The sequence below is a fragment of the Kitasatospora sp. NPDC059803 genome, assembly GCF_042732255.1.
Taxonomy (GTDB): domain Bacteria; phylum Actinomycetota; class Actinomycetes; order Streptomycetales; family Streptomycetaceae; genus Kitasatospora.
Genome location: NZ_JBHWIJ010000181.1, coordinates 1 through 17682 on the forward strand (window position 1 = coordinate 1; position 17682 = coordinate 17682).

A 17682-nucleotide genomic window follows, 5' to 3' on the forward strand; every position below is an offset into this window, starting at 1 on the left:
CACCTGTGGGGCGCGGGGCCCGAGGACGCGCCGCGGCCCTCGGACGCGGCGGCGCGGGACGAAGCACTGCTCGCCCTGCTGCGGGCCCTGGCCGGCCGGCCGCCGATCGGCGAGCTGGTCACCGTCAGTGCCGGGCTGCATGCCGTGCTGCCCGGTGAACTCCCGGACCCGAGCGCGGAGTTGACGGCCGCGCTGACCGCCGGCGCCCGGGCCGAGCAACTGGTGCCGGCCGCCCGGCACATCGACCTGCCGGCGGGCGCACCGGCCGCCGAGCAGGCCGCCGCGCTGCTCGCCCTGCTGGCCGAGCCCCGGCCGGAGCCGGAGTGCGCCTGGCGCGAGGGCCGCCCGTGGGTGCCCCGGCTGGGACCGGCCGAGACCGTAAGCGGTACCGCCACTGCCCCCGACGTCGGTACCGCAGCCGAGGGCTGCTCACTGCTCACCCCCGGCGCCCGCTACCTGGTCACCGGCGGCCTCGGCGGGATCGCCGCCGAGCTGCTGCCCGGCCTGCTCCGCGACCACGGCTCCCGGCTGCTCGTGATCGGCCGCACCGACCTGGACGCGCCGACCGCCGAGGCGGCCGAGCGCCGTGCCGCGCTGCACCGGCTGTCCTCCTACGGCGGCCGGGTCGACTACCGCCGCGCCGACGTGACGGACCCCGAGCAGCTGGCGGCGGTGGTCGCCGAGGCCGAACGGGACTGGCAGGCGCCGCTGGACGGCGTGCTCCACCTGGCCGGCAGCTACCGGCTCGCACTGCTCGCCGACACCGGCCCCGACGACTGGCGCGAGGCGGTGCGCGCCAAGACGACCGGCACGGACCACCTCGTCGAGCTGGTCCGGAAGCGGCCCGGCGCCCAGTTCGTCGGCTTCTCCTCGATGGTCGGCTTCCAGGAGGCCGTCGGCTCCACGGCGTACGCCGCCGCCAACCGCTACCTGGAGAGCGCCGTCGACCGGCTGCACCGGGAGACCGGGGCCCCGGCCTGGACGATCTCCTGGGGCCTGTGGAGCAGGGTCGGCATGAACCGCGCCACCGACCACGAGCAGGCCGCCGCCGACCGGGGCATCGCCGTGCTGAGTGCCGCGCACGGCCGCCGACTCGCCTCGCTGCTGCTGGCCGCCGCCCCGGGCCGCTGGTACGCCGGGCCCGACCCGAGCGCCCCCGCCGCGCGCCGCCGCCTGCTGGCCACTGCACCGCGACCGGTCCGCGAAGCGCCTGCCGCACGGCCCGCCGGACGGCCGGCCGACGAGCGGGCCGACGAGCGGGCCACCGCACCGGCCACAGCCGTACCGCCTGGCCCTGGCAGTCCTGCCCACGCCGCCCCCACCCCTGCCACCCCTGTCACCGCCGAGCTGCGCCGGGCCGTCCTGGACGCATTCGAGGCCGTCCTCGACACCCCGCTCGACCCTGGCCGCCCGCTCGCCGAACTCGGCATCGGATCGCTCCAGTTGATGCGGGTGCACGGCGCGCTCGGTGCCGTCCTGCCGGCGCCCCCTGCGCCCACCGAGCTGTTCCGGCACCCCACCGTGGACGCCCTGATCGTGCACCTGACCGAAGCGCCCACCGCGTCCACCGCAGCCACGGCCGCCACCGCCGCGCCCGGCGCCCGGGACGGCGGCCCGGACGGCGGCGACCGCCGGGTGGCCATCGTCGGCCTGGCCCTGCGCTTCCCCGGCGCCGACACCCCCGAGCAGTACTGGCGCAACATCGTCGACGGCGTCCGCAGCACCACCCGCTTCACCGAGGACGAACTGGCGGCGGCCGGCCTGCGCCCGGCGGAGTACCGCCACCCCGACTTCGTCCCGGTGACCGGCGCGCTGCCGGACACCGACCACTTCGACGCCGAGGCCTTCGGCATCAGCGGCACCGAGGCGGCGCTGATGGACCCCCAGCAGCGCCTGCTGCTGGAGATCTGCCGGCAGGCCCTGGAGGACGGCGGCTACGACGCCCCGGACCCGCGCCGCCGGGTCGGGGTCTTCGCCGGCACCGGCATGACCCTGTACGCGCTGCGCAACTACTACCAGCACACCCTGGCCGCCACCGCCGACCCGGCCGAGCCGGTGGCCGCGCTGCAGACCGCGATCGGCAACCAGGCCGACTTCGCCGCCACCAGGGTCGCCTACCGGCTGGGCCTGACCGGGCCGGCGATCGGCGTGCAGACCGCCTGTTCCACCTCGCTGGTCGCGGTGCACCTCGCGGTGCAGTCACTGCTGGCGGGCGACTGCGACCTGGCACTGGCCGGGGCCGCCGCCCTGCACACCCCGCAGGCCGCCGGATACCGCTACGAGGAGGGGTCGATCCTCTCCCCGGACGGCGCCTGCCGGGCCTTCGACGCGGCGGCCGGCGGCACGGTCGGCGGCAACGGCGTCGCGGCCGTCCTGCTCAAGCGCCTGGACCGGGCGCTGGCGGACGGCGACACCGTGCACGGCGTGATCCTCGGTTCGGCCGTCAACAACGACGGCGGGCTCAAGGTCGGCTACACCGCGCCCAGCGTGGACGGGCAGGCCGCCGTGGTCGGCCGGGCCCTGGACCTGGCCGGGGTGCCGGCCGAGAGCGTCGGCTACATCGAGGCGCACGGCACCGGCACCCCGCTCGGCGACCCGATCGAGTTCCGGGCGCTGGCCCAGGCGTTCCGCGCCCGCACCGAGGCCGCCGACTTCTGCTCGCTCGGCTCGGTGAAGCCCAACATCGGCCACCTGGACACCTGCGCGGGAATGGCGGGGCTGATCAAGGCCCTGCTGGTGCTGCGGCACGGCACGATCCCGCCGCTGGTCAACTTCAGCCGCCCCAACCCCGCGCTGGAGCTCGACGGAAGCCCGTTCCGGCTCTCCGCCGAGCGCCGGGACTGGCCGGCCGGCCCCACCCCGCGCCGGGCCGGGGTCAGCGCGCTGGGCGTCGGCGGCACCAACGCCCACCTGGTGCTGGAGGAGGCGCCAGCCGCGCCCGGCACCGCCGACCCGCGCCCCGCCCCGACCGTGCTTCCGCTGTCCGCCCGCACCGAGCAGGGCCTGACCGCTCTGGCCGGCCTGCTCCGCGACCGGCTGGTCGCCGGGCCCGCCCCCGCCCCCGGCGACCTGCCGCTCACTCTCGGCGGCGGCCGCCGCGCGCTGCGCCACCGCCTCGCCGTCACCGGCGCCGACCCCGACGAGCTGCGCCGGGGCCTGGAGGCCCACTTGGCGGGCCGTACCTCCGGCGCCGTGCCCGTTGCGGGCCGTACCTCCGGTGCAGCACCTGTTGCGGGCCGTACCTCCGGCGCCGCGCCCGTCCACCGCGAGGCCCGGCGCGGCGACGTGCAGCCGGTGCTGCTGTTCACCGGCCAGGGCGCCCAGTACCGGGGCATGGCCGCCGAACTCCACCGCGCCTTCCCGGTCTTCCGGGCCGTGCTGGACGAGTGCGACCGGCTGCACCGCGACGCCTGGGGCGAGCCGCTGCTGCCGCTGCTGCTCGACGCCGTGCCCGAGGGAGCCGACGACGCCTGGACCACCGAGGCGGCGCAGCCCGCGCTGTTCGCCCTGCAAGCGGCCTACCTTCGGCTCTGGCAGGAGCTCGGGCTGCGTCCGGCCGCGGTCGCCGGGCACAGCGCCGGCGAGTACGCGGCCTTCCACGCGGCGGGCGCGCTCGACCTCGCCGACGGGATGTTCCTCACCGCGGTGCGCGGACGGCTGATGCACCGGGCGACCGAGCCCGGCGCCATGACGGCGGTGATGGCCGGCCCGCAGCGGCTCGCCGCACTCGGCGACTGGCTGCCCGGGGTGGAGCTGGCCGTGGTCAACGGCGCCGGCCAGTGCGTGCTGGCCGGAGCGCCGCGCGAGATCGCGGCAGCCGAGGCCGTGCTGGCCGCCGACGGTGTGACCACCGAGCGGCTTGCCACCAACCGGGCCTTCCACTCCCGGCTGCTCGACCCGGTGCTCGACCCGTTCCGTGAGCAGCTCGCCCGGCTGCGCCTGCGGCCGCTGACCGTACCGCTGGTGAGCAACCTGGGCGGCGAGGTGCTGGCCCCCGGCACCGTGCCGACGCCCGACTACTTCGTCCGGCAGACCCGGGAGACCGCGCGCTTCGACCTGGTCCTGGCCGCCCTGGACGGGCAGGGCCACGAGCTCTTCCTTGAGCTCGGCCCGCACCCGACGCTCACCGGCATGGGCCGCCGGGAGCTGCCGCACCGCCACTTCGTGGCCGGCGCCCGGCGCGGCGCACCGCCGGAGCGGCAGTTCGGCGTCGCGGCCGCCGCGTTGTGGTCCCACGGCGTCCCGCTCGACTGGGCGCGCTTCGCCGCCGCCCGCGACTGGCCGGACGGCCCGGCCCGCCGCGTACCCCTGCCGACCACCGTCTTCCAGCGCCGCCGCCACTGGTTCACCGCCCCCGACCGGCCGACCACCGAGGACTCCGCCATGCACCAGGCACCGCCGCCCCAGCAGCCCGTTCCGCCGTCGGCCGTACCCGAGGCTGCGTCGGCACCCGGCCCGGCGCCCGTCGCAGTGACGCCCGTATCGGCGCCCGCAGCGAGCCCCGAGCAACTGGCCGAGGAGGCCGTGCTGCGCCAGGTGCTGGAGCAGACGGCCCGCCAGCTCGGCCACGACGAGGGGTCGGTCGGAGCCGACGAGCCCTTCTTCGACCTCGGCGCCGACTCGCTCTCGATGATCAACATGATCCGGGACCTGGAGCGGACCTTCCGGGTACGGGTCTCGATGCGCGAACTGTTCGAGGCGGCGGACACCCCGGCCCGGCTGGCCGGGCTGATCGCCGGCCGGCTGGAGCCCGCCGTCCGGGACGCGCTGCTGCCGGCCGCCGCACCCGAGCCGGCGGCCGCCGCCGCCCGCCGGGCGGCAGCCCTCCCCGCCGCCGCCCCCGATGCCCCCCCCGCGCCCGGCCCCGCAACCGCGCCCCCCCCCCCCCCCCCCACTCTCGACCCCCCCCGCCCGCCCCCCCCCCCCGGCCCCCCCCGCCCCCCCCCCCCCCCCCCCCACCCGCCCCCCGCCCGCCCCGCGGCTCCGGCACCGGTCCCTGCCGCCGCCCCTGTTCCCGCCCCGGCAGCGGCACCGATACCGGCTCCCGCACCCTCGCCCCAGGTGATCGCGCCGCCCGTCCACCTCGCGCCGCCCGTCCCGCCCGTCCCGCCCGCTCCGCCCGTGCCCGCGTCGCCGCCCGCGCTCGCCCCGGTGGCCGACGGCACCGGCCTGATCGAGCGCCAGCTCGCCTTGCTCGGTCAGTTCTCCGACCTGATGCGCGACCAGCTCGGCCTGCTGGCCGGGACCGGGGTGGCGCCGCCCGGGCTCCCCGGGGCTGCCGCCCCCGTCGCCCTGCCACCGGCCGCCGCACCCGCCGTCACCCCAGCCGTCGCTGCCCCCGCCGTCACCCCGGTCGCCGCCGTACCCGCCCCCGCGCCGGCCACCCCGCCCGCCCCGCAGGTACACGGCCCCCGGGTGACCGTCTCCCGGGAGTCCGGCATGGCCTCCGGCGGCCTGACCGAGCAGCAGCGCGCCCACGTGGACGAGCTGGTCGCCCGCTTCACGGCCCGGACCGCCGCCTCCAAGGCGGTCACCCGCCGCCACCGGCGCACCCTCGCGGACAGCCGCGCCGTGGTCGGCTTCCGCTCCGCGACCAAGGAGATGCTCTACCCGCTCGCCGCCCGCCGGGCTCGGGGCTCCCGCCTGGAGGACCTCGACGGCAACACGTACGTCGACATCACCATGGGCTTCGGCGTCCTGCTGTTCGGCCACGACCCGGAGTTCGTCTCCGACGCCGTCCGCGAGCACCTGGCCGGCGGGCTGCGGCTGGGCCCGCGCGGCCCGGAGACCGGTGAGGCCGCCGAACTGCTGGCCGAACTGACCGGCACCGAGCGGGTCGCGTTCGCCAACTCCGGCACCGAGGCGAACGCCGGGGCGATCCGGCTGGCCCGCGCGTACACCGGCCGGGACAAGATCGTCATGTTCGAGGGCTCCTACCACGGCCACTTCGACCACACCCTGGGCCGGACCGTGGGCCGCGGCGCCGACCGGGAGACCGTCCCGGTGTCGATCGGCATCCCCGGCAGCGCGGTCGCCGACCTCGTGGTGCTGCGGTACGGCGATCCGGAGAGCCTCCAGGTGATCGAGGAACTCGGCGACCGGATCGCCGCCGTGCTGGTCGAACCCGTCCAGAGCCGCCACCCGGGCCGCCAGCCGGTCGAGTTCGTCCGCGCGCTGCGCGAACTGACCGCCCGCCGCGGCATCGTGCTCATCTTCGACCAGATGCTCACCGGCTTCCGCCCGCACCTGCGCGGCGCCGAGGGCTTCTGGGGCGTGACCCCGGACGTCTCCACCTACGGCAAGGTGCTCGGCGGCGGCTACCCGATCGGCGCGATCGCCGGGCGCGCCGACATCCTGGACGGGATCGACGGCGGCCACTGGGACTACGGGGACGACAGCTACCCGCCCAAGGACACCACCTTCTTCGGCGGCACCTACATCCAGCACCCGCTGGCGATGACCGCCGCGGGCGCCGTGCTGCGCCACCTCAAGGAGTCCGGCCCCGGCTTGCAGGAGCGGCTGAACGCCCGCACCGACGAGCTGGCCGCGACCCTCAACGGGTTCTTCGAGGAGGAGGAGTTCCCGCTGCGGCTGGCCCACTTCGGCTCGCTGTTCCGGTTCGAGCCGCGGGCGGACATGGAACTGCTCTTCCCGCAACTGCTGACCCGCGGGGTCTACGTGTGGGAGTGGCGCAACTTCTTCCTCTCCACCGCGCACACCGACGGCGACCTGGAGTTCGTGGCCGACGCGGTCCGCGACTCGCTGCGCGACCTGCGGCGCGGCGGCTTCTTCCCGGCCTCGCCCGGGGTACGGCTCCCGGCCCCGCGCCCGGCGGCCGCACTGCCGGCGCCCGCGGCGGACGACCGTACAGGCACCGGCACCACCGGCACCACCGGCACCACGGGCACCGGCACCGGCCAGACCGGTACCGGCCACACCGAGCCCGCCGGGACGCCCTACCACCCGGTCAGCGACCCGCAGCGCCCCGTCGACTTCAGCCTCTACTTCTTCGGCGACTACCCCCTGGACTCCCCGGAGGACGAGAAGTACCGCATCGTCCTGGAGAGCGCCCGCTTCGCCGACCGGCACGACTTCCACGCCGTCTGGCTGCCGGAGCGCCACTTCCACTCCTTCGGCGGGATCTTCCCCAACCCCTCGGTCCTGGCCGCCGCACTGGCCCGGGAGACCACCCGGATCCGGCTCAACGCGGGCTGCGCGGTCCTGCCGCTGCACCACCCCGTCCGGGTGGCCGAGGAGTGGTCGGTGGTCGACAACCTGTCCGGCGGCCGGGTCGGCCTGGGCTGCGCCAGCGGCTGGCACCCCAACGACTTCCTGTTCTTCCCCGAGAACTACGGCGGCCACAAGGAGCTGATGCACCAGCAGATCGACACCGTCCGGGCGCTGTGGCGCGGCGAGCCCTACCGGGGCCGCAACGGCAAGGGGGAGCCGATCGAGGTGACCCTGCACCCGCGCCCGCTCCAGGAGCAGCCGCCCATGTTCACCGCGATCGTCGGCAACCCGGACAGCTTCCGCGAGGCCGCCCGGCACGACCTGGGCATCATCACCAACCTGATGACCCAGGACGTCGCCCAGCTCGCCGAGAACGTCGCGCTCTACCGGCGCACCCGGGCCGAGCACGGCCTCGACCCGGAGGCCGGCCGGGTGGTCGTGCTCGTCCACACCTACCTGGGTGCCGACCTCGCCACCGCCCGCGAGCAGGCGTACCGCCCGTTCTGCCACTACCTGCGCTCCTCGCTCTCGCTGTTCGGGCAGATGGCCAACAGCCTCGGCCTGACCCTGGACTTCGAGAACACCCGCGAGGAGGACCTGGAGTTCGTGCTGGAGCGCGCCTACGAGCGGTACTGCGCCTCCCGCGCGCTGATCGGCACCCCGGAGAGCGTGCGGTCGGTGCTGGCCGAGCTGCGGGCGGCCGGCGCGGACGAGATCGCCTGCTTCGTGGACTTCGGGCTCGCCCCCGACCAGGTGGCCTCCGGCATGCCGCACATCGACGCCCTGCGCCGCTCCGCCCAGCGCGGCGCCCCGCTGTCCTACGCGCAGCAGCGGATGTGGTTCCTGCACCGGATGCTGCCCGACACCGGGCAGTACAACGAGGTCAAGGCCATCGAGCTGGACGGCCCGCTCGACCCGGCCGCACTCGACACCGCGCTGCGCGCGCTGGTCGAACGGCACGTCGGGCTGCGCACCGCCTTCCGCGAGCAGGACGGCGAACCGTTCCAGCAGGTGCTCCCGGTGCCCGAGGGCCCGCTGCTGGAGCGGGTCGCGGCCGACGGGCCCGAGCACGAGGCGGTGGCCGCGCTGGTCGCCGCCGAGGGCACCCGCCGCTTCGACCTGACCGAGGGCCCGCTGTTCCGGGCCCGGCTGCTGGAGACGGGGCCCGACCGGCAGGTCCTGGTGCTGTCGATGCACCACATCGTGATCGACACCCTGTCCACCGTGGTGATCACCCGGGAACTGGGCGAGCTGTACCGGGCCGCCCGGGAGCAGCGCCCCGCCCGGCTGCCGGTGCTCACCACCACCCCGGCCGCCGAAGCCGTCCGGGAGCGGGCCGCGGTGGCCGCCGGGGCGTACGACGAGAGCCTCGCGTACTGGCGCAAGGTGCTCGGCGGCGACCTGCCGGTGCTGGCCCTGCCGACCGACCGGCCGCGCCCGGCGGTGCCGGACGGCCGGGGCCGCTCCCACGTCCGTCAACTGCCCGCCGAACTCTCCGACGGCCTGCGGGACTTGGCCCGCATCCGCCGCTCGACCCTGTTCATGGTGCTGCTCACCGCCTTCGCCGGGGTGCTGCAGCGCTACGGCGGCCAGGACGAGGTGGTGCTGGGCACCCCGGTGGCCAACCGGACCGAGGGCACCGAGGACCTGGTCGGCTTCTTCGTCAACACGCTGGCGCTGCGGCTGGACCTGTCCGGGGAGCCGGACTTCGCCGAGGCGCTGGACCGGGTCCGCTCCAGCGCGCTGGACGCCTACGAGCACCAGCAACTGCCCTTCGAGGTCCTGGTCCAGGAGCTGAACCCGCAGCGGGACACCAGCCGCAACCCGATCTTCCAGGTCCTCGTCGAGTTCGAGAACCACGCCGTCTTCGAACTCGACCTGCCCGGGGTGACGGCCCGCCCGCTGGACGACGTGGTGGACCGCTCCGCCTTCGACCTGTCGCTCTTCCTCACCAACCTGCCGGACGGCATCCGCTGCCACGTCGAGTACGCCGAGGCGCTGTTCGACCGGGCCACGGTGGACCGGCTGTTCGACGCCTTCGAACGCCTGCTCACCGCCGCCGTCGCCGACCCGGCCCGCCCGCTCGCCGAGCTGACGGCCGCCCCGGCCGACCCCGCCCTGGAGTGCGGGCCCGAGGCGCAGCGGGCGCCCGCACACCCGCTGGCGGCGGTGGCCGCCGTCGCGGCCGCCCGTCCCGACGCCCTCGCGGTGGTCGCCGCCGACGGCACCGGGACCGACTACCGGACGCTGCACGCCCGGGCCGGCGAACTGGCCGGCCGGCTGCTGGCCGCCGGGGTGCGGGAGGGCAACAGGGTGGGCGTGCTGCTGCCGCGCTCGCTGGACCAGGTGGCCGCGCTGCTGGCCGTGCTGCGCCTCGGCGCCGTCCACGTGCCGATCGACCCGTTGCAGGGCCCGGAACGCTGCCGGCTGATCGCCGCGGACAGCGCGCCGACCGTGCTGCTCACCGCCTCGGACGCGGACCTGATGGGCCTGTCCCTGCCGACGGTCCTGACGGACACCGATGCCGATGCCGACGCTGTCGCCGCCTCCGCCGAACTGCCGCCGCTGCCCGCCCCCTCGGCGCAGGCCCCCGCGTACCTGCTGTACACCTCCGGCTCCACCGGCCGCCCCAAGGGCGTGCTGATGCACACCCTCGGCCTGTCCGCGCTGCTGGCCTGGAACGTCGCCGAGCACCCGGCCGCCCGCACCCTGCAGTACGCCTCCTGCGGGTTCGACGTCAGCGTCCAGGAGGTGCTGACCACGCTGGCCGGCGGCGGCACCCTGCTGCTGATCGAGGAGGAGACCCGCTACGACGTGACGGCGCTGGCCGCCGTGGTCCGCGCCACCCGGGCCGAGCGGCTGCATCTGCCGTACACCCCGCTGGCCGCGCTGGTCGACGCCCTCGGCGACGAACCGGTGCCCCACCTGCGCGAACTGATCGCGGGCGGCGAGCAGTTGCTGCTCACCCCCGGGCTGCGGGCCTTCCTCGCCAGCAACCCCGGCTGCCGGCTGATCAACCACTACGGCCCCACCGAGACCCACGCCGTCACGGCCGGCGAGGTCGCCCCGGACGGACCGGACCACGCGCCGATCGGCCGCCCGGTGCCGGGCACCCGCATCCTGCTGCTGGACGCCGCCGGGCGCCCCGTCCCGCCCGGCGCGGTCGGCGAGATCCACGCGCTCGGCGTCCAGGTCGGGCTCGGCTACCCCGGCCGGGAGCAGGAGAGCGCCGCCGCCTTCACCGACACCCCGGAGGGCCGCCGCTACCGCACCGGCGACCTCGGCCGCTGGCGGCCGGACGGCACCCTGGAGTACCTCGGCCGCGCCGACCGCCAGGTCAAGGTGCGTGGCTACCGGATCGAGCCGGGCGAGGTCGAGACCGTGCTGCGCTCCGTCCCGGGCGTGCGCGGCGCGGCCGTGACGGCCCGCCGCACCGGGACGGGCACCATGCTGGCCGGGTACGTGCAGTGCGCCGCCGCCGAACTGCCCCGGGTCCGCGACCACCTGGCCGACCTGCTGCCCGAGCACATGGTGCCGGGGCTGTGGGCCGCGGTGGCGGCGCTGCCCTTCACCGCGCACGGCAAGCTCGACGCCGCCGCCCTGCCGGAGCCGCTGCCGCTGGGCGCGGGCCGGGCCGTCGTCGCCCCGGCCACCGAACTGGAACGCACCGTGCAACGGCTGTGGGAGGAGGAACTCGGCCGCCCCGCTGGCGTGGAGACCTCCTTCTTCGACCTCGGCGGGCACTCGCTGGCCGCCACCCGGCTGCTGAACCGGGTCCGCGAGGCCACCGGGATCCGGACCGGCGTCCTGGACTTCTTCCGCCGCCCGACCATCCGCGCGATGGCCGCCCAGCAGCCGCAGACCGAGGACCGCCAGGCCCCGGCCTACGAGGAGGGCACGCTGTGACCGCTATCGACGATGGCTGGCACCGGCTCGTCCGGCTGCTCGACGAGCGCGAGATCGTCCTGCGCACCACCGGCGACCGGCTCGGCTACCTGGCCCCGCCCGGCGCGCTGGACGAGGAGGCCACCGGGCTCGTCCGGGCCCACCGGGAACGGCTGCTGGCCACCCTGACCGGCTCCGGCTCGGCCCTCGCCGCCGCACCCGCCGGGGTGGCGCAGCGCCGGATGCACCTGGCGCACGCCCGGGCGGCGGACCCGGCGGTGTGGAACATCACCCAGCGGATCGCCCTGCGCGGGCCGCTGGAGCCCGAACGGCTGGCCGCCGCGCTGACGGCGCTGACCGGGCGCCACGAGAGCCTGCGCACCAGCTACCGGGACACCGACCTGGGCCTGCTCCAACAGGTGCTGCCGAACGCCCCGGTGCAGCTCCCGGTCGCCGACCTGCGCGCGCTCACGCCCGGGGCTCGGGACGCGGCGCTCGCCGAGGCCGCCCGGGCCGAGAGCGACCGCCCCTTCGACCTGGCCACGGCTCCGCTGCTGCGCGCCCGGCTGCTGCGGCCCGCCGACGACGCGTGGGTGCTGCTGCTGACGCTCCATCACATCGCGGTCGACGGCTGGTCGTTGGCCACTCTGCTGGCCGACCTGGGCACGCTGTACGGCCCGGACGGGAGGCTGCCGGAGGACCCGGGCCGGATGACCGACCACGCCTGCTGGGAGCGGACCGTGGTCACCCGGGCCGCCGTCGCCGCGGCCGCCGACCACTGGGCCAAGACCCTGGACGGCGTTGCGTCGGCGGCGGAGCTGCCCACCGCCCGGCCCCGCCCTGCACAGCGCTCCGGGCGGGGTGCCACGGCCGCCTTCCGCCTCCCCGCGGCACTGGCCGAGGCGGTGGGCCGCTACGCCGCCGCCCGCTCCACCACCGCCTCGGCCGTCCTGCTCGCCGCCTTCGCGCGGCTGCTGGGCGAGCTGAGCGGCGCGGCGCAGACCCTGGTGGTGCTCTCCCACGCCAACCGCACCCGGCCGGCCGACGAACGGGTCGTCGGCCTGCTCACCTTCGGCCTCCCGATCCGGCTGCCCACCCGCTCCCCGGGCGGGTTCGGGGAATCGGTCGACACGGCCGCGACGGCGATCGCCACCGCCCTCGACCACGCCACCGTCCCCTTCGGCCTGCTGGTCGAACCGCTGCGCGAACGCGGCGTCCGGCTGCCGGACGCGTACCCGCAGGTCCTGCTCACCGTGCAGAGCACCCCGCCCGCCGTCCTCGACCTCCCCGGCCTGACCGCCGAGGTCGAGGACGTGCCGGGCCCCTCGGCCCGCTCCGACCTCCTGCTGGTCCTCACCCCGGACGCGGACGGCTACGCGGGCCTGGCCGAGTACGACGCCGACCTGTTCGACCCGGACACCGTGCGCTCCTGGCTCGACGCCCTGGTGAACGACCTGGCCCGGCACCTGACGGACCGGCCAGGCTGACCGACCGGACGGACCGCCCCCGGGCGGGGCGGTCGGGGGACCAGAATTTTCCGTGGAAAATTCTCCCAGCACGAGAGCACGCCAGGGAGGACCGCCGGCGCCCCGCTCACGGCCGGCTGTCCTCCCTGGTCCAGGCGCCGACGCCGAGCCGCCCCGTGGTACCCAGGTCGATCTCCGGGACGACCATCACCGGGGCCGCGTCAGGGGTGGCCCGGACCCGCACGTAAGGGGCGTTCACCGGGTTGCCCGCCTCCACGGTGTTGCGCCACACCAGCGTGGACCGGGCGCCCTCTCCCGGGCGCAGCACGATCTCCTGCGGCGGGTCGTCCGCGCCGGTGCCGCTGGCGATCCCGGCGCCGCCGGACAGGAAACGCACCCCGTCGACCGGCCGGTGCTCCACGTCGAGCAGTTGCAGCTTCGGGTAGCCGTTGACGGACACCGCGGACGTCCCGCAGTTGCGCAGGTGCAGGCCGACCACGCGCAGGCCCATCGCGGCGTCGCCGTCGTCCGCGTACAGCCGCAGGCCCGAGGCCGGGCAGGGGCCGCCCGGCTGCGAGGCCTCGGCGCTGGGCACACTGCGGACCTGGACGATCTTCACCAGCGGTCCGGCGCCCGGCCGCGCCTGCCCGTGCCCGTCCAGCTCGATCCGCCCCTTCGCGGTGGCCCCCGGAGCGAGCGAGGTGACGACCTGCGTCACGTTGTCCAGCGCGCCTCCGGCCGCCGAGAGGCGGCTGAACACCGCTGTGACATCAGAGGTCTCGTCCCCCGGATTGGTCACCTCGTACTCCGCGCAGGCCGCACTGGCGGCCGTGATCCGCACCCCGCCCTGCGCGAGCCCGGGCGACGCCTGCCCATTGCGGGACGCCGACGGCACCGGCGCCCCGCACGGCCCGGCACCGCCGGTGGCCGCCGAAACCCCGGTCGCCCCGTCTGCGCAGCCCACGAGCAGGGCCGCGCAGACCGCGACCACCACGACAGCGGCAGCGGGCCGGCGGGCCGTCAGGTGATTCCCGGCGTTCTCGAACTGATGCATCAGCCGATGCGATCACGAACCACCCGCAACGCCTATGAGCTGCGCCACTGCCCGCGCAACAGGACCGCAACGATCCGCCCGGCGCCCGCCGAACCGAGGCCGGCCAGGCCTCCGGGCGCCCCTTCGCGCCCGCAGGCACCATCGCCATCGGTGACCGGGCCCCGCTGCCCGATGGTCCGAACCGGTCGCCTTCCGGCGCGGGGCGTGGTCTGCCGCGCGCGGTGGGGGATGTTCCGCGCCGGAGGCGACCAACAGAAAGGATTCTTCATGGTGGAGCACGTGTTCGCGCGCGTGGTACGGACGGTGACCGTCTCGGCCCTCGCCCTGGCGACGAGCGTCGGTGCGAGTGGTACGGCCGGCGCCGCCTCGCCGGAGGAGCACCCCGTCGAGGTGAGCATCGGAGCCTCCGGCCTGCAGGCACCGGACACCGCGAAGGGCGGCCTGGTCAGCTTCCGGGTCAAGACGGACGACCCGAACGGCCGGCAGCTGCAGCTGCTGCGTCCGCACGAGGGAGTGACCATCGACCGGGTCCTCCGGGACCTCGCCGACGCGGTCAGCCCGTCGCCGGCCACCGCGGGCGCCGGGATCCGGGCGGTGAACGGTGAGGCGGACCTGCTGGGCGGGGCGCTGGTCACCTCGCAGGTGCACGAGCAGTTCACCGAGGAGGTCAGCCCCGGGCCGGTCTACCTGCTGGACCTCACCGCGTTCCGGGCGGACCCGGCCCACCCGGTCTCCAGGAAACTGAACCTGGTCGGTACGAACGGCCAGAACGACAACCAGGTCCGCTTCGACGACGGCATCGTGATCGAGAAGGACACGGCCGAGGGCCCGCGTTTCCAGACCGAGGACGTCGACCACGCGCACCTGGCCTACCTGGTGCACGACGAGTCCAAGCAGATCCACGAGATGCAGCTGCGGCCGATCGGTGCCGACACCACCGACGAGCAGATCGGGGAGTACCTGAGGGACGTCGCGCTGGGCGGCCTGCCGGCCCGGTCCCCGTTCACCGGGCCGGCCACCGGCCTCGGCGCCATGTCCGGCGACCGCACCGCCTCCGTGCAGGCCCACGGCCTGCAGCCCGGACGGTACGTCCTGCTCTGCATGATTCCCGACGAGCGGACGGGCGTCCCGAACGCCGGCCTGGGCATGCGCAAGATCGTCACCCTGAAGTGACCGGCCGGGCCCTGGCACGCCGGCGGCAGCGGGCTGTCAGGGCCGACCGCCCCGGTCGACGCACCGTCGCGGTGGTGGGCCGGGTCAGGCGCCGAGTACGTCGTCGGCGCTGCGGGGTTCCGTGCGCGGCTGCCGGTTGAGCTCGTGGCGCGCGATGGAGGACTGCCGGTAGACCTCCTTGCGGGCCCGCATGATGTTGCCCAGGGGCGCGTGCTCGGCGGTGACCCGCCAGGGCGTGAAGGACAGCGAGTCCATCTTCTCCAGGTTCTCGGGGCCGGAGATGTCCTGCTGCGGCAGCCGCAGCTTCGCCACGGTGACGGACGGCGAGAGCTGCTCGGGCCACTCCACGGTGGTGTCCTCCACCGGCATGCGCTCCAGGTCGGTGCAGAGCTGGACCTGGATGTCGAAGGCGTAGGGCCGCTCCTGCAACTCGGCTTGCAGGGCCGGGCGGAAGAACTCCGCCCCCGAGGCCGGGTCGATGGTGCGCCGCACCACCGCCGCGGCGAAGGACGGCTCGGGGGTGATGCGCACCTTGGCGATGTAGTCCCCGTGCCGGACCGCGCCCATCGTCCAGTAGCTGGACAGCAGCAGGTTCGCCGGAGGCGTCTTCGACAGGCGCAGGAAGGCCAGGAACTCGTCCCAGGCCCAGTCCTCCTGGTCCAGCGTTCCTTTCCCGGTCACGAACTCGGTGAAGAACCGATGCGCGCCGGGTCGGCCCTGGGAGAAGTACGCCGGCGCGTTCAGGAACAGTTCCTGGATGAACAGGTAGTGCTCGACCGTGTTGCAGAAGAAGACCGGTCCGTTGATGTTGGCGTAGTCGAACGTGCCCGTGTCCGGTTCGTCCTCCAGCAGGGTCGGGCCGGGGACGTCGAACATCTTCAGCGCCAGTCCGGTGGCGGCACCCAGTCGCGCGTCGGCGCCGGCGTGGGGCGAGCCGTTGGAGAAGCGGATCAGCGCATCGTGGGTTCCCGCAGTCGCGTAGATTCCCTGGGCGTACTCGGGGGGCAGCCCGGCCAGGATCTCCACTTCCCCTCGGACCAGCCCGTAGCCCTTGGCGTGGGCGTCGCGCAGGGCCCGTCCGGTGCCACCGGCCTCGACCGACTCGGCGATGTAGCTCTCGGTCTTCTCGATCACCGTCTGCACGTTGCGGTCGAAGTGCGGGTCGTCGTCTTCGACGTCGGGCGTGTAGCGGACGAACTGTGCTGTCATGACTCCGACCTCTCCTCGGAGAGCGCGATCGGACCTCAGGGGGTGGGAATCGCCCTCAGTCCTCCAGCTCGGCGAGCCAGCGCAGGGCACGCAGACCCGGCAGGAAGCAGTACTCGCCGCCGCGGGTGACCACGAAGCTGGGCAGGTTCTTCAGGCGGCGCCGGACCGGCTTCTCCGGGATGGTGACGCTGCCGGTTCCGCCGTGGTGTCCGGCCACCGGGTCCTTCTCGCCGGGGTAGCCGATGAAGTTGCCGTCGTTGACCCATTCGGCCTTGATGAACTCGAACTGCCGTTCCAGATGGGCCCCCATGAACACGCCGACCAGGCCCCGCTCGGCGCCGTCGTCCTCCAGCACGCCCTCGGGCAGCGGCGGGCCGTAGGTGGTGCCGCGACGGATGAGCCGGTGCATCCGTGCGTCGCCGATGATGGTGGCATCACGGGGGTTGGTGCGCCGGATGTGCGCACCGGCCGGGCACCGGAAGCCGCGATCGTCGTTCTCCCGGTACAGGAAGTCGTTGACGCGGCGCGGATCGGCCGCCAGCTCCGGATCATCGTGCTCCGGCGCCAGCGTCAACGGCGCCCCGCTCGGCCAGCGCCCGACCATCTTCGCCGCCAGCAGTGCCTCCTCCTCGGCGCTGGAGCTGTTCGCCCGCAGGTACCGGCGCCAGGCCGCCACGTTGGTGTGGATCTTGCGAACGGCCACGTAGGTCCCGTTGCGTCCCAGGACGTCGGGGCTGGGCACGGGCGGCAGGCCGCCGGTCTCGTCGGGGTAGCCGAGGATGAACTCGCCGGCCTTGATCGGGGCTTCCTGCGGGTTGGAGCCGGGCAGCCCGACGCCCTCGATGTTCGGATGGCTGATGCCGTCACGGAAGCCGAAGGTGGTACGCCCGGTCGGGAGCTGGTGGACCTCCTGCTGCCAGATCACCTGGACACCGGGCGTGCCCTCGTAGGCGACACGGGCCCGCCCCAGCTCCCTCTCCAGCTGCGCCGCATCGGAGGAGAGGGCGCTCAACGCGATGTGGACCTCACCGGTTCCGAACGGGGCCTCCCAGCGGGCCGGTGCACTCTCGCCCACGTCACCGATCAGCTCCGCCCGAGCGGCCATGCCCTCACGGAACGCCTGCGGAAAGCTGTCCAGCGACTCCTGGGGCACCCCCAGGGCCCTCAGCCCCTGGTGGGTGAACGCCACGGTCACCCAGGCATCCCGGCTCGGGTCCACGCTGGGCAGACCGCCCGAGGCCAACGGGAGCAGCCGGCGCAGCAGGGCGCGCCCGACGTGGCGGTCATCCACGCGCAGGAAGACGAACCGTCCCTCGTAGGGCACGGGCCGTGGACGCAGGGCCCCGCTCTGGACGTCGTCGATCTCGACGCGCACGCCGCCCGCCGCGCTGCCGCTGTCCGCTGTGTTCATGGTCGCTTGTGCCTCTCCACATCCGTCTCCACATCTGTCTCTCTGCATATGTCTCTGCGCATCTGTCTCCGCCTGGACAGCCCGGCAACGGCCGACTCGCACCGGCCGACCTGGTCCACCGATGGTGGGCGGGCTCCGACGGTCGGCCGTGTCCGGGTGCTAGGGGCTCTCTTTCGGATCACGCCGGGCGCGCGACGCCGGAGCACGCACCTCGCCGCGTTGTCGTCGGTCGCCGATACTCCGCATGGACTCCC

Annotated in this window: 6 protein-coding genes; 3 read left to right on the top strand and 3 right to left on the bottom strand. The window is 75.2% G+C overall.

Translation table 11 applies throughout. The features are described 5' to 3' along the window. Nucleotides 1-144 precede the first annotated feature (144 nt). Nucleotides 145-11136, top strand: a complete 10992-nt coding sequence (locus ACFV6I_RS25575; protein ID WP_380427829.1) for a MupA/Atu3671 family FMN-dependent luciferase-like monooxygenase — start codon at nucleotides 145-147, stop codon at nucleotides 11134-11136. Continuing rightward, nucleotides 11133-12602, top strand: coding sequence for a condensation domain-containing protein (locus ACFV6I_RS25580; RefSeq protein ID WP_380427831.1), 1470 nt, complete (start codon nucleotides 11133-11135; stop codon nucleotides 12600-12602). Before ACFV6I_RS25575 ends, ACFV6I_RS25580 begins: the two co-directional genes overlap by 4 nt. A 106-nt stretch (nucleotides 12603-12708) precedes the next feature. Here ACFV6I_RS25580 and ACFV6I_RS25585 read toward each other — a convergent pair whose 3' ends face one another. Continuing rightward, nucleotides 12709-13635, bottom strand: coding sequence for a DUF4232 domain-containing protein (locus tag ACFV6I_RS25585; protein ID WP_380427833.1), 927 nt, complete (start codon nucleotides 13633-13635; stop codon nucleotides 12709-12711). A 267-nt stretch (nucleotides 13636-13902) separates the two neighbouring features. Between ACFV6I_RS25585 and ACFV6I_RS25590 the strand changes: the two genes are divergently transcribed. Beyond that, entirely contained in the window at nucleotides 13903-14808 is a 906-nt protein-coding gene (locus ACFV6I_RS25590; protein WP_380427835.1) for a hypothetical protein, read from the top strand. A gap of 84 nt (nucleotides 14809-14892) precedes the next feature. Here the strand turns inward: ACFV6I_RS25590 and ACFV6I_RS25595 are convergent, their stop codons facing one another. Further along, nucleotides 14893-16017, bottom strand: coding sequence for a catalase family protein (locus tag ACFV6I_RS25595; protein WP_380427837.1), 1125 nt, complete (start codon nucleotides 16015-16017; stop codon nucleotides 14893-14895). Between the two features lie 55 nt (nucleotides 16018-16072). Then, nucleotides 16073-17428 carry a Dyp-type peroxidase gene (locus tag ACFV6I_RS25600; protein WP_380427839.1) on the bottom strand — a complete coding sequence of 452 codons (1356 nt, stop codon included), beginning with the start codon at nucleotides 17426-17428 and terminating at the stop codon, nucleotides 16073-16075. Nucleotides 17429-17682: the final 254 nt, after the last annotated feature.

Coding starts and splice junctions, on each gene's coding strand:
- ACFV6I_RS25590 (WP_380427835.1), top strand. CDS start 13,903: ATGGTGGAGCACGTGTTCGCGCGCGTGGTACGGACGGTGACCGTCTCG.
- ACFV6I_RS25600 (WP_380427839.1), bottom strand. CDS start 17,428: ATGAACACAGCGGACAGCGGCAGCGCGGCGGGCGGCGTGCGCGTCGAG.
- ACFV6I_RS25595 (WP_380427837.1), bottom strand. CDS start 16,017: ATGACAGCACAGTTCGTCCGCTACACGCCCGACGTCGAAGACGACGAC.
- ACFV6I_RS25585 (WP_380427833.1), bottom strand. CDS start 13,635: ATGCATCAGTTCGAGAACGCCGGGAATCACCTGACGGCCCGCCGGCCC.